This window comes from Phytoactinopolyspora halophila (assembly GCF_003287285.1).
GTDB classification, from domain to species: Bacteria; Actinomycetota; Actinomycetes; order Jiangellales; family Jiangellaceae; genus Phytoactinopolyspora_A; species Phytoactinopolyspora_A halophila.
In genome coordinates, this window is record NZ_QMIG01000002.1 from 471,488 (window position 1) to 484,368 (window position 12,881).

15 protein-coding genes are annotated in these 12,881 nt (G+C 65.6%); 11 read left to right on the forward strand and 4 right to left on the reverse strand.

Annotated elements, in window-relative coordinates; genetic code table 11:
• Positions 1–90: 90 nt before the first annotated feature.
• Complete coding sequence (locus DPM12_RS04680; protein ID WP_112257077.1) at positions 91–708, forward strand: nitroreductase family protein; 618 nt, start codon at positions 91–93, stop codon at positions 706–708.
• Here DPM12_RS04680 and DPM12_RS04685 read toward each other — a convergent pair.
• The gene (locus DPM12_RS04685; RefSeq protein ID WP_112257078.1) at positions 705–1,502 is read right to left on the reverse strand and encodes a tyrosine-protein phosphatase; all 798 of its coding nucleotides are present in this window, start codon (positions 1,500–1,502) and stop codon (positions 705–707) included. The genes DPM12_RS04680 and DPM12_RS04685 overlap by 4 nt on opposite strands.
• A gap of 186 nt (positions 1,503–1,688) precedes the next feature.
• On the opposite strand from DPM12_RS04685, the gene purD reads away from it, so the two are divergent.
• Genes purD through DPM12_RS04710 form a run of 5 tightly spaced genes read left to right on the forward strand, consistent with a single transcriptional unit; the run spans position 1,689 to position 5,364 of the window.
• Complete coding sequence (gene purD, locus DPM12_RS04690; RefSeq protein WP_112257079.1) at positions 1,689–2,963, forward strand: phosphoribosylamine--glycine ligase; 1,275 nt, start codon at positions 1,689–1,691, stop codon at positions 2,961–2,963.
• A 45-nt stretch (positions 2,964–3,008) separates the two neighbouring features.
• On the forward strand, positions 3,009–3,875 hold the full coding sequence (gene folP / locus DPM12_RS04695) for a dihydropteroate synthase (protein ID WP_112257080.1): 867 nt from the start codon (positions 3,009–3,011) through the stop codon (positions 3,873–3,875).
• Between the two features lie 57 nt (positions 3,876–3,932).
• Positions 3,933–4,295 (forward strand): dihydroneopterin aldolase, encoded by a 363-nt coding sequence (gene folB, locus DPM12_RS04700; protein ID WP_112257081.1) that lies wholly within the window; start codon positions 3,933–3,935, stop codon positions 4,293–4,295.
• On the forward strand, positions 4,292–4,858 hold the full coding sequence (folK, locus tag DPM12_RS04705; protein ID WP_112257082.1) for a 2-amino-4-hydroxy-6-hydroxymethyldihydropteridine diphosphokinase: 567 nt from the start codon (positions 4,292–4,294) through the stop codon (positions 4,856–4,858). The genes folB and folK overlap by 4 nt, the downstream gene beginning before the upstream one ends.
• A 38-nt stretch (positions 4,859–4,896) precedes the next feature.
• On the forward strand, positions 4,897–5,364 hold the full coding sequence (locus DPM12_RS04710) for a DUF3180 domain-containing protein (RefSeq protein ID WP_112257083.1): 468 nt from the start codon (positions 4,897–4,899) through the stop codon (positions 5,362–5,364).
• A gap of 3 nt (positions 5,365–5,367) precedes the next feature.
• Here the strand turns inward: DPM12_RS04710 and DPM12_RS04715 are convergent, their stop codons facing one another.
• Positions 5,368–6,012 (reverse strand): DUF1707 SHOCT-like domain-containing protein, encoded by a 645-nt coding sequence (locus DPM12_RS04715; RefSeq protein WP_112257084.1) that lies wholly within the window; start codon positions 6,010–6,012, stop codon positions 5,368–5,370.
• Positions 6,013–6,022: 10 nt separating this feature from the next.
• Positions 6,023–6,484 (reverse strand): NUDIX domain-containing protein, encoded by a 462-nt coding sequence (locus tag DPM12_RS04720; protein ID WP_211658430.1) that lies wholly within the window; start codon positions 6,482–6,484, stop codon positions 6,023–6,025.
• Between the two features lie 354 nt (positions 6,485–6,838).
• Between DPM12_RS04720 and DPM12_RS04725 the strand changes: the two genes are divergently transcribed.
• Together DPM12_RS04725 and DPM12_RS04730 are read left to right on the forward strand one after the other, a co-directional pair.
• On the forward strand, positions 6,839–7,606 hold the full coding sequence (locus DPM12_RS04725) for a CAP domain-containing protein (protein WP_112257085.1): 768 nt from the start codon (positions 6,839–6,841) through the stop codon (positions 7,604–7,606).
• Positions 7,607–7,868: 262 nt separating this feature from the next.
• Positions 7,869–9,125: a DUF2786 domain-containing protein gene (locus DPM12_RS04730; RefSeq protein WP_112257086.1), complete on the forward strand. Its 1,257-nt coding sequence runs from the start codon at positions 7,869–7,871 to the stop codon at positions 9,123–9,125.
• 9 nt (positions 9,126–9,134) lie between these two features.
• Here the strand turns inward: DPM12_RS04730 and DPM12_RS04735 are convergent, their stop codons facing one another.
• Positions 9,135–10,112: a zinc-binding dehydrogenase gene (locus DPM12_RS04735; protein WP_112257087.1), complete on the reverse strand. Its 978-nt coding sequence runs from the start codon at positions 10,110–10,112 to the stop codon at positions 9,135–9,137.
• A 102-nt stretch (positions 10,113–10,214) separates the two neighbouring features.
• On the opposite strand from DPM12_RS04735, the gene soxR reads away from it, so the two are divergent.
• The 3 genes from soxR (at position 10,215) to DPM12_RS04750 (ending at position 12,707) form a co-directional block, all read left to right on the forward strand.
• Positions 10,215–10,676, forward strand: coding sequence for a redox-sensitive transcriptional activator SoxR (gene soxR / locus DPM12_RS04740; RefSeq protein ID WP_112257088.1), 462 nt, complete (start codon positions 10,215–10,217; stop codon positions 10,674–10,676).
• 199 nt (positions 10,677–10,875) lie between these two features.
• A complete protein-coding gene (locus DPM12_RS04745; RefSeq protein ID WP_112257089.1) occupies positions 10,876–11,862 on the forward strand; it encodes an ATP-binding cassette domain-containing protein in 987 nt (328 codons plus the stop codon).
• A complete protein-coding gene (locus DPM12_RS04750; protein WP_112257090.1) occupies positions 11,859–12,707 on the forward strand; it encodes an ABC transporter permease in 849 nt (282 codons plus the stop codon). Before DPM12_RS04745 ends, DPM12_RS04750 begins: the two co-directional genes overlap by 4 nt.
• Positions 12,708–12,881 lie beyond the last annotated feature (174 nt).

Below are 12,881 nucleotides of genomic sequence, written 5' to 3' on the forward strand. Positions count from 1 at the left end.
CAACCTCCGCTGATCATGAACACTCGTCGTCCTATGTGGCCCGATAAGTGTTCATGATCAGCGGAGGTTGGTCGTGGGAGGATGAGTGGCGTGGAATTCGCCGATGTCGTGCTGCGGCGGCGCATGGTGCGCAACTACACCACCGAGCCCGTAGACCCCGCCGTCGTCGATCGCATTCTCGAGCACGCCCTGCACGCACCCAGCGCCGGGTTCAGCCAGGGATGGGCATTCCTGCGCCTGGACACACCGGATGACATCCAGCGCTTCTGGGATGCCGCAACCCCTCCGGGCAGGGGAACGGACTCCTGGTCCGAGGGACTACGCCGCGCACCCGTCATCGTCGTCCCCATGTCCAGCAAGCAGGCCTACCTCGATCGCTACGCGGAGGCGGACAAGGGGTGGACCGACCGCGACGAGTCCCGATGGCCAGCACCGTACTGGGATATCGATACCGGGATGGCGACGCTTCTCATGCTGCTCACCGCCGTGGACGAGGGCCTGGGAGCCTGCTTCTTCGGGATCCCGCCGGAGCGTATACCGGCATTTCGCGAAACGTTCGGCGTGCCCGAACAGTACACACCCATCGGTGCGACGACCATCGGTCACCGCGCGCCCGACCGCGGCTCGCCGTCACTCCGGCGCGGCCGGCGGGGACGCGAGGACGTCGTCCACCGTGGTCACTGGAACCGCCCGTCGAGCCGTGACTAGTCCACCAGCCGGGCACGTAGTGCGTCGGTGTCGTCCGATGTCCAGCCGTGACTCTCCAGCCACGCCGTCAACCCGCCGAAATGCTCGTCGGCCAGAGTCAGAAAATCGTTCATGGTCTCCGGCAGCGCGTAGTGGCTGCTCATCGGCCGGCTGTTCAAATCGTCCGCATAGGTGGGCGTCCGGCGAAGCCGGTCGACGATCCGTTCGATCCTGGTGTTGGACATGGCGTAGTCCTCGACGATCGCCTCCCGCGGCACACCCACGGCCGTCAATGTGAGCGCCACCAGCACCCCGGTGCGGTCCTTTCCCGCCGCACAGTGCACCAGCGCGGCACCCGGACTCGAAGCCATGACCCGCAAGGCTGCCAGCACCGCATCCGGGCGCTGCTTGAGCGTCATGAAGTAGAACTCGCCCGGAGGCAGCCAGGGTCGTTGCTCGTCACTGTCTTCGCCCTGCGCCCAGGGCAACACGGCATCGCCGTCGACATCATCGACGCCGCCCTGATTCTCCGGCTCGGCAAGCATCCCGAGATGATGGATGGTCACACTGGGCTCCCGGGTGAGCGGCCCCGGACCCTCCAGGGCGATCTCGGCGCTACTACGAAGGTCGATCACATCCGTCAGGCGCAGCACGTCGAGCAGATGTGACACGTCTGAGCTCGTCAGATCTTGCAAGTTGTCCGCGCGCAGGATCTGCCCGAACCGGGTGACGGCTCCGTCCTCGGTCGGCAGCCCACCCAGATCGCGGACGTTGACCGCCCCGACGAGATCGACCCACCTGTCGTTGCCGTTCACTCGATACGCCCCCTGTCTTTCACGATTCGTCCCTCGATGTTCTCGACCGACCGTGAAGGTCGCCGTCCCGGCATATCGGTCACGGCACCCTCCGCACGGACACACTCACCTCAACAAAACGGATCAATCTCACCATTTCACGCCGGACCGACAGGCTGCCAGGTCACTACGTTAGGCTCCCCATCCGTGAAGGTACTCGTCATCGGCTCCGGTGGCCGCGAGCATGCACTCGTCCGCGGGCTCCGCGGCGATCCCGACGTCTCCGAGCTGCATGCTGCCCCGGGAAACGCCGGAATGGCCGCCGACGCGACCGTCCACCAGGTCGATGTGCTGCAGAGCGAAGCCATCGCCGATCTCGCCACGCGGCTGGACGTCGCACTCGTCGTCATCGGGCCGGAAGCACCACTGGTTCACGGTGCCGCCGACGCCGTGCGTGCCCAGGGGATACCGTGCTTCGGCCCATCCGCACAGGCGGCCCGCCTCGAGGGCTCCAAGGCCTTCGCCAAGGACGTCATGGCCGCGGCGAACGTGCCCACGGCGATGTCCGTCGTCTGCGACACGCCACAGCAGGTCGGTGACGCACTCGATCGGTTCGGTGCTCCCTACGTCGTCAAGGACGACGGTCTCGCAGCTGGCAAGGGCGTCGTCGTCACCGACGATCGCGATGTCGCGTTCGCGCATGCCACCGCCTGCGGCAAGGTCGTGATCGAGGAGTATCTCGACGGGCCCGAAGTCTCGATGTTCTGCGTCACCGATGGGCGCAGTGTGGTGCCGCTACCTCCCGCGCAAGACTTCAAACGCGCGTACGACGGAGACCAGGGGCCCAACACCGGCGGCATGGGGGCATACTCGCCTCTTCCATGGCTGCCGGACGGGTTCGTCGACGACATGCTCGACCGGGTGGTCCGTCCCACGGTCGACGAGATGCGGCATCGCGGCATTCCTTTCATCGGTGCCCTGTACGCGGGGGCCGCGATCACGGCGCGTGGTGTGCGGGTCGTCGAGTTCAATGCCCGCTTCGGCGATCCGGACATCCAGCCCGTCCTCGCCCGGCTACGTTCCGGCCTGGGTGGGCTGCTCCTGGCCGCGGCCACGGGCACGTTGCACCAGCACCCCGCTCCCCTGTGGGACAAGGCGTCCGCCGTCAGCGTCGTCGTCGCCGCGCAGGGCTACCCCGAGGCTCCCCGCAAGGGTGACCCCGTGCACGGAATCGACGATGCGGCGGCCATGCCGGGCGTCGAGGTCCTCCACGCCGGCACGCGGCTGGATTCCTCCGGAACCGTCGTCTCCGGCGGCGGGCGGGTGCTGACCGTCACCGCGCTCGCGGACGGCATCGAGGCGGCCCGCACCGCGGTGTACTCAGCCGTCGACCGGATCAGGTTGGATGGCAGCTACGCTCGCTCCGATATCGCACTCGCCGCAGCCCGCGGCGAGGTTCGCGTGCCGGCACCACATGCGTAGCCTGGAGCGGTGAACACGCCGATATCTGGGACAGCTGGCCGGCCCATGGCCTACGTCGACGGTCTGCCGCAGCCAAACCGTTCGCTCGTCATGGGCGTCGTCAACGTCACGCCCGATTCCTTCTCCGATGGCGGTCTCTGGTTTGACGCCTCGAGTGCGGTCGACCACGGGCTCCGGCTGGCCGCGCAGGGCGCCGACCTCGTCGACGTCGGTGGAGAGTCGACCCGGCCCGGTGCCAAGCGTCCACCACTCGAGGAAGAGCTACGCCGCGTCGTCCCGGTCGTTCGTGAGGTCGCCGCGGCCGGTGTCACGGTCTCCGTCGACACGATGCGGAGCGAAGTTGCACAGCAGGCGCTGGAGGCCGGTGCACATCTCGTCAACGACGTCTCGGGCGGACTCGCCGATCCCGACATCCTCCGCGTCGTCGCCGACGCCGACGTGCCGATCGTCCTCATGCATTGGCGGGGCCACTCGGACCACATGCAAGAACTCGCCGTCTACGACGACGTCGTCACAGACGTGATGACCGAGCTCCAGCCCCGCATCGACGCGGCCATCTCCGCCGGGATCGCGGAGCAACGCATCATCATCGATCCGGGACTCGGCTTCGCCAAGACATGGGATCACAACTGGACCGTGCTCGCCCGGCTCGTAGAGATTGTGAATTCCGGTTTCCCGGTTCTCGTCGCGGCCTCACGCAAGACCTTTCTCGGCGAGCTACTCGCCGACCCGCACACGGGCGAGCGTCGCGAACCACACCAGCGTGACGCCGCGAGCACGGCACTGACCACGACGATGGCGCTCGACGGTGTGTGGGCCGTGCGGGTCCACGAGGTTCCCGCGAACGTCGACGCGGTGCGGGTCGCCGCCCGCCTCGGCTGGGAAAGATCGTCGGTTCGGGAAGGCACGTGAGTAACGCCGCACCCAGGGGGGAGGCGCCAGGGACCCGCTTCCCGCTAGGGTCGTGTCGTGCTCGACCGTATCGAATTGCGTGGGATCTCCGCTCGTGGACACCATGGTTGGTTCACTCATGAACGTGAGCACGGCCAACCGTTCGTCGTCGATGTCACGCTCGGCGTCGATGCTCGCCCGGCGGCCGCCAGCGACGAACTGTCCGATACGGTCGACTATGACACGCTCGGTGAGCGTGTCGTCCATGCCGTCGAGGGGGAGCCGGTCAAGCTGGTCGAGACCCTTGCCCAGCGGATCGCGGACATCTGCCTGGACGACGTCCGGGTGGAGAACGTCGAAGTGACCGTACACAAACCGGAGGCACCGACGAGGGTGCCGATCGGTGACGTGACCGTGACTATTCGAAGGGCCCGCAAGTGAGCAGTGTTCCCAACCCCAACGTAGTCGACGCCGACACGCTGACAGGCGATCTACGGCCGCTACGTCGCGCGGCTTTCGCTCTCGGCAGCAACCTGGGCGAGCGACTCGACTACCTCCAGGGCGCCGTCGACGCACTGACCGATTCACCCGAGATCGTCCCGGTGGCGGTCTCACCGGTCTACGAGACCGAGCCCGTCGGGGGTCCTCAAGGACAACCCATGTTCCTCAACGCCGTGCTCGTCGTGGATACCACGCTGTCCGCGCGGTCGCTGCTAGAGCGAGCGATGGCGACCGAGGCGGCATACGGGCGCACCCGCGACGAGCCGGACAGCTCGCGCACACTGGATGTCGACGTGCTCGCCGTCGGCGACGTCACTGCGGACGACGACGACCTCCAGGTTCCCCATCCACGCTTGGCAGAACGCGCGTTCGTGCTGATGCCGTGGTCGGATGTGGATCCGGAGTTCGACGTGCCGGGTCTCGGCCGCGTCCAGGACCTCAGTTCCGCCCTCGACGCCACCGGCGTGCGACGCACGGACGACACGCTCGAGCTGCCCTCCTGACACGAGACAAGCGGCAACCTACTCGACTCGGACCGGTCATGCACAAGACACGGATCGCTACGCTGGTGTGGACCGGACTGCTCGCGGGACCGGCCGGCTGGTTGATCGCCCGTATCGTGCACGAAAGCACCGGCTTGCTGCCTCCCGTGCCGCTCATCCTGCCGCTCTTTCTCGTGATCTTCGCTGCGTTGATGTTCGCTGGCGCCCGCATGGTGCAAGGGTGGATTCACCATCGGCGACACGATCGGCACATGAGCCCGCTGCGGATCGCCCGGGCGCTGGCCGTTGCCAAAGCCGCCGAGCTCTTCGGTGCGGCACTGGCGGGTGGGTATGTCGGGCTGGCCGTGGTCGCCCTGGACCATTTCGCGGCACCGATGGGCCGCGAGGGGATGCTCATGTCGGCTCTCACGGCTGGCGCGGCCGTCCTTGCCACCGTCGCCGCCGTCGTTCTGGAACGGTCATGTCTGGTTCCACCCGAAGACGAGGAGGAACGTGCGGGCCGCTAGCGCCTATTCGCTCTTCTTGGCCAGCTTCGTGGCCGCTTTCAGCGGAACGTCCCGCGCCTCTTCTGGAAGCCGCCAGATGTTCGCACCGCCCATGAGGTTATAGGCGAGGATGCGAATTCTCGGCGCTCCCGATCGCGGAGCTCGGCGGCTGCCCCGCTCACTGGTGCCTCCCATGATGGAGAACCCACCCACCTCGACATCGACGCTGTCCGGTACGTAGATGTCGACGCCTCCCATGATGCTCACCGCGACGATCGTGGTTTCCTGGCTTTCGAGTTCGACATCACGCAGATCGACATGGTGTCCGCCCATGACCGCAACAGCGTTGACGCGCTTGGATGCCCGCCACCTGCCTCGCTTCTCGGTGCCGCCCATGACCGCGACCATCCATTTGGTCACCTTCTGCCGTACCGGTTTGGTACTCGGCTCCTCCGTCGTCTGGGCCGGGAGATCACTCGTCAGCGCCGCAAGCTCGTCGCGGGTGGTGGCCGCGTAGGCCCGTTCGATGCGCTCTTCGAGTTCGACCAGGGTCAGCCGGCCGGTCGTCGCGTGTGCGGACAGCATTTCGACGATCTCGTCCCGTTCGGTGTCCGAAGCACGTATGCGCGCCCGGTCGTCGTGAGCCGGAGGTTCTCCAGGAGTGGTCACGATCGTCAGCCTACGTCGAGTCGGGGGTGTGGTCCACGCTCCCTGATCGGCGGGCGTCAATGATGTGTGCTATCACTGCGGTATCGGATGGCAGCCACGGCACATTCAGCCATTCGGACGGGCCGAGCCAGCAAATTCGATCATGATCTTGCAGAGGTTCGGGAGAACCCTCAATGATCATGGCCCACCAGACTCGCATCACCAATCCTGGCCGCAAAGGCCACAATCCATCAGCAGGACCGGAAATCTCGGCGCCGAGCTCGGCGCCGATGCCGAGTTCTTCCTTCAACTCCCGATGCAGCGCATCGACAGGAGATTCCGCCCCATCAACCTTTCCGCCCGGTAACTCCCACCACCCGGAAAGCTCGGCAGGATGGGTACGCCGCGCAGCAAGCAGGCGGCGCGGCCGCTGGAAGTCGTCGACGATCGCGGCGGCGACGACACACGTATCGAGATCGTGAGACATGTCCATGAAGAGTCGGATATAGGACGTTCTAACTAACGAGAATCGGACACTTGGCCCCTACCCCGTCCGAGCTGGTTTGAAGTATGGTCCCGTTTTGGTCCTCGGGAAACCGTGGAGGGTAGGGAAAAATTGGACAATCGTCATGCTCGTCATCGTAAGCGTTCCCTCATAGGAGCACGTATACGATTCACCGCAACGGTGGTACTTCCGCTCACGGTAGTCACGAGTACATACGTTGCCCTTCGGGAGTTCGACCCCACTCCTGACGGCCACGCAAGCGCGGAACATGCCCCGGTGGGCGGTACCGATCCGGCTGCGGCATCCGATTCGGCGGATACAAGCTCGAATGTGCCGCCTGACGTGCGCGAAAGGGACGCAGAAGACCAGCTCGGGCGGAGTTTCCTCGGCAGATCTGGCAGATGGCTGGGCCACCTCACCGAGTCGTCAGCATCAGCCGCGGCATCTGCCTGGCGTCCCGGCGACGACGCACCCGATGCGGGCGAGGGCGAGCACGGCGAATCGGACATGGCGCCGGAAACTCGTTCTACGAACACCCACCCGCCCGAATCACCGACGCCACGGCCCACGACGAGCTCGCCGGAGCCGACCCCGACGGCCACCAAACACACACCGACACCACGGCCGACACCGACATCGCCGCATACTCCCGAGCCGACACCCACCGTCGAGCCCAGCAGCACGCCGACGGACGAGCCATCGGAGGAGCCGTCGGACGAACCGCCCGTCCTGACCCGCGTCGAACGAGCCATCGTCGACGCGACGAACCGGGCCCGCCGAGAAGAAGGCTGCCCACCGGTTGAGGTCGATCCCCGGTTGACCGAGATGGCGAAAGAGCACAGCTCGGACATGCGTGGCCGCGGATTCTTCTCCCATGAAAATCCCGACGGTCACGGACCGCAGGACCGTAGCCGCGAGGCGGGATACGACGGCCGTGTCGTCGAGAACATTGCCCGCGGTCCGTGGAGTGGTCGTTCCGCCGTTCGGGAATGGCTGAGCGAGCCGGAACCGCGGGCAGGCATCACCAACTGCGAGTTCACTTCCATAGGTGTGGGTATCGAGACCACGCTTCTTCGGACGTGGTCGACTCAAGTACTCGGAACGGCGTAGGTGTACCCGGCCAACAGGTTGGCCACAGTCGACAGATTGTGGCCAACCCGCTGAGGGTGCTGTGGCGGCGCCACCACCAACCTCGTGGCCGGTTTCTAGGCGCTGCGCTCGCCCGAGGATCGAAGGAACCGACATTGTCAAGGCCATGACCTCGACGATGTCGGTTCCTTCCGTACACGCCTCCATCCCGCACCCGTGGCCAGCGGATCGTCGGGCCGAGACGGCATGATGGCCACAATCACAGGGCCATCCGGGAGACGCCATGAACGAGCGCAATAACGCCGACGATGCTGACACCTCGGGCACCGTGACATTCGAGCACCTCGTGGCCACGGTCAAGGCCGCGGCCGCATACTGGGCGCGCCGGGCCACCGCGAGCGTCGCCGATCTCGTTGCGGAGCTCAGCACCGACAGTCTCAGCTCGCCACACCGTACCGTCGACACCGCATTCGCTCATGTCCTGCGAGACGAGATATCTCAGCTGTGGATCAACGGGTGGCTGCCATACGACGTCTACCAGATGACCCGCCGGCATCGATCGGAGCCGGCGGTCCATCTCGCGGTCGACATGATCGCCGAGGACTCGGCACAGCACGCACCCGCCACGATCCATCCGCGCTGGCAACAACAGCTGGAGGAGATCGAAGCCGTACGGTGGTGGGTTCCCGGGCAGCCCGTTGTCAGTCAATGGGCGCAGCGGCACCGCTTGTCGCGTCACACTGCCGTCACCACGGTCGTCGAGCTTCTCGCCCTGTTCATGACCATGGGCAAGCTACCCGTCCTGCTGCCCCTACCCGGCCAGACCACGAGTCTGCAGGACTCGACCGGGCGCCTGGATGACAAGATGCTGAGCAAGGTCCGTGCGCTGCTGGCCAAGGCCGAGTCGACGTCGTTTAGCGAGGAGGCCGAGACCCTCTCTGCGAAGGCACACGAGCTGATGTCCCGGCATTCGCTGGAACGTGCGCTCGAGGCGCCGGTCTCCGAGGTTCCCACCGCTGCCGCCAGCCGGATCTGGCTCGACGCTCCATACATCGGCGCCAAGTCCCTGCTCGTCTCCGAGGTTGCCTCGGCCCACCGCTGCCGGACGGTCAGCTACGAGAAACTCGGCTTCGTCACGGTCCTCGGCGACGACGTCGACATCAACGCCGTCCAGGTACTCACGACATCACTCATGGTCCAGGCCACCCGGGCCATGCTCACGGCAGGACGGCACGTCTCCCGGGGCGGGAAGTCGCGTACCCGCTCGTTCCGGCACTCGTTCTTGATCGCGTACGCGACGCGCATCGGTGAACGGCTGCGAGCCATCACCGAACAGGGCGTCGCCGAGAGCCGCAAGGAGATCGTCCCCGTCTTCGCCGCGAAGAAGCAAGCCGTGGATGACCTGTTCGCTTCCCTGTTCGCCGGCGGCGTCAGCACGCGCTCGTTCTCCATCGGCAACGTCAGTGGCTACGGTGCTGGCCGGGCGGCCGCAGAACACGCTGTACTGGGCGCCGAGCACCGGACGCTGCGCGATCGCTGACCGGGGACGTCACGAGCTGACCAGTACCACCTTTCCCGTGGTTGCGCGGTTCTCAAGATCCTCGTGGCCACGTGCCGCCTGCTCGAGGGAATAGCGCTGTACGGCCGGTAGCAGGCGGCCCGCAGCGGCTTCATCCAGAGCACGCCTTTCCAGGGCGCGCAAACCGCCAGGCGCACGAAGAATGGAAAAGATCACCCAGCTCGTGGTCAGACCACGCTCGATGACGTCATCAGAGGTGAACGGGATGGGCGTACCGGACGAATGTCCGAACATCAGCAGGCGGCCACCCGGCCGTAGGAGCTCCATAGCGGCACGGCCGAGGTCACCACCCACGCCGTCGAGGACGACGCTGACCTCCTGCTCGCCGAGCGCATCCCGTACCTGCTGCGGCCACCCTGCGACAGAGTAGTCGATGGCCACATGGGCGCCATTCCGGCGTACCTGCTCGACTTTGGTGGGGCCACCGGCGACGCCGATGACGACAGACCCGGCTCGGCGCGCGGCCTGAACGAATAGCGTGCCGAGCCCGCCTGCGGCCGCCGTCACCAACACCGCGTCATCGGCTGTCAAGGCGGCAGCATCCAAGATCCCGACAGCCGTGCGTCCGGTACCGATCATCGCAACCGCAGCGGCCGCGTCGAGCTGTGGCGATATCCGATGCAACGCTTCGGCCTGGGCGAGTGCCCGCTCCGCATAGCCGCCACCAGCCGCACCGAGGTAGGCCACGACGCGTTCCCCGATCCACGTCTCCTCTACCCCCTCGCCGACAGCTTCCACAACGCCCGCGACATCCCTGCCCAGGATCGCCGGCAGATCCTGGGGTACGGGCGCCCCGTTTCCCCCTGCCCTGATCAAGGTGTCGATGACGTGGACGCCGCTGGCTTCGACACGGATGCGAACCTGACCTTCCTGCGGTACCGGATCCGGCACGTCCTCGACGATCAGGTTCCGGGGTGAGCCGAATTGGTGGAGCCGGACTGCTTTCATGGGGAACTCCCTACTGGTGCGCTTCTGCGTCGTCACGACGTTCGATCGATACACTAGAACCTAAACTTTTGTTTAGGTCAACGAGGAACGTGGAGCAGGACGATGGAGAGACCGGCCTGGGATCAAAAGGAGCTCACCGTGGGTGAGCTATCCGCCCGAAGTGGCGTCGCGATCTCGGCGTTGCACTTCTACGAGCGGAAAGGACTGATCACGGCACGCCGCACGAGCGGCAACCAGCGGCGATACCCACGCGCGACATTGCGTCGTGTCGCCCTCATCCGTATCGCACAACGCGTCGGCATTCCCCTCGCTGAGGTGAAATCCGCACTCGACGAACTTCCGGACGGGCGAACACCCAACCGCAAGGACTGGGAACGGCTGTCCCGAACCTGGCGCGACGAGCTGGATGCACGCATCCGCATGCTCCAGGAGATCCGAGACGACTTCAGCGACTGCATCGGCTGCGGCTGCCTCTCGCTCGACCGCTGTGGCCTGGCAAACAGTCACGACCGCCTCAGTGATCACGGCGCGGGGCCACAACGGTTGACCAGCTACCATTCCTGACGCGACCGATCCAGCCCGTCGGCGCACCACCGACCACCGCACCAATCACCGGCGGTCGCGAGTTTGTCAGAGCCGCGAGCTACATTTCCCCGTATGTCGCGACACGGCACGCGATGAATTACTCGATCCCGGCCGGTCTCCATGTGGAGGCCACAAGGGCCGGCCGAATCAACACCACCACACGGTGGATGGGGGAAACGTGACGCAACTGGACAGCATTCCAGCCATCGAGACATCTGGGCTGGTGAAACACTTCGGAGAGACGCGCGCGGTCGACGGTATCGACCTCACCGTGCCGGCCGGCACGGTGTTCGGCGTGCTCGGCCCGAACGGTGCCGGCAAGACCACGGCGGTGCGCATCTTGGCGACCTTGCTTGAACCCGACGCCGGGCACGCACGCGTACTCGGCCATGACATCCGACGCGAAGCCGATGCCGTGCGCAGCCGTGTCAGCCTGACTGGCCAGTTCGCCTCGGTGGACGAGGATCTCTCCGGAGCGGAGAACCTCGTATTGATAGCGCGTCTCCTGGGGTACTCGAAAACACAGTCCAAGTCCCGTGCTGCGGAGTTGCTGGATGCTTTCGGCCTGGCAGATGCGGCCGGGCGCCAGGTGAAGAGGTACTCCGGCGGCATGCGCAGGCGCATGGACATCGCGGCAAGCATCGTGGCGACCCCTGACGTGCTGTTCCTCGACGAGCCCACCACGGGCTTGGATCCGCGGAGCCGGAACCAGGTATGGGACATCGTCCGGGCATTGGTAGCCGGCGGCACCACCGTCCTGCTTACCACGCAGTACCTGGACGAAGCTGATCAACTCGCCGACCGGATCGCCGTCATTGATCACGGCAAGGTCATCGCCGAGGGGACCAGCAGTGAGCTCAAGGCGTCCGTGGGGGCGGGAGCCGTCCACATCAGGCTCCGCGAGGCCGAGCAGCGTCCCACCGCCGAGAAGCTCCTGATGGACCATCTCGGTGTCGACGTGTATCTGGAGCACGATCCGGTAGCCCTGACAGCTCACTCCGCCGACGCCGGCTTGGTCTCGGGAGCCATCTCCGAGCTCACCACTTCGGGTATCGACGTCACCGAGTTCTCACTGGGGCAGCCGACACTCGACGAAGTGTTCCTCGCACTCACCGGCCGCCCGGCCGAAGACGAGACGGACGAGACAACCGAGGAAACGGCATGACCACACATAGCGATCACCTTCACGGGACCCAGCCCGTCGTCGACCAGAAGCTGCTGGCCGCGATCTCCAGCCAGCAGCGGCCGTCGAAGCCCGGGGCCATGAGCACGTCACTCACCTTCGGCTGGCGAGCGCTTCTGAAGATCAAACACGTTCCCGAGCAGCTGTTCGACGTGACCATGTTCCCCGTCATGTTCACGCTGATGTTCACGTTCCTCTTCGGAGGTGCCCTCGCGGGCTCGCCGCGCGAGTACGTCCAGCACCTGCTGCCGGGCATCCTGGTGCTCACCGTGACGATGATCACGATGTACACCGGCCTGGGCATCAACAAGGACATCCGCAAGGGCGTCTTCGACCGGTTCCGGTCGCTGCCGATCTGGCGGCCCGCCGTCCTTGTCGGCGCACTCTTCGGCGATGTCTTGCGTTACACGCTGGCGTCGTTGATCGTGATCGGGCTCGGCCTGCTTCTCGGCTTTCGACCAGACGGCGGAGCTGTCGGTGTGATCGCTGCCGTGGCACTTCTGCTCGTCTTCGCCTTCAGCCTGTCCTGGATCTGGACCGCTCTGGGAATGATCATGCGTACCGAGGAATCGCTGATGGCGGTCAGTATGATGATCTTGTTCCCGTTGACATTCATCAGCAACGTCTTCGTCGATCCCGCGACCATGCCCGGCTGGCTCGAAGCGTTCGTCAACGTCAACCCGATCACTCACCTGTCGACGGCGTCCCGCGGGCTCATGCACGGTGATGTCGACACCGCCCAGGTCAGCTGGGTCTTCATCGCGTGCGCAATCTTCGTGGCGGTGTTCGGGCCGCTGACAATGCGGCTGTTCCGCAAGAAGGAGTAGCGGCGGACACGGTCCACGACCCGGGCGAAGATCGGCCCGTGGTGCTGGCGACTCGATGACATCCAATGAAATGGCACCTGTGCATCACCATCACTGCTGGTGGTGCACAGGGGGTCTTCGGATCTCAGCGGGGAGGCCATCCTTCGGGGTGGCCTTCTTTGTGTGTGCGTGGCG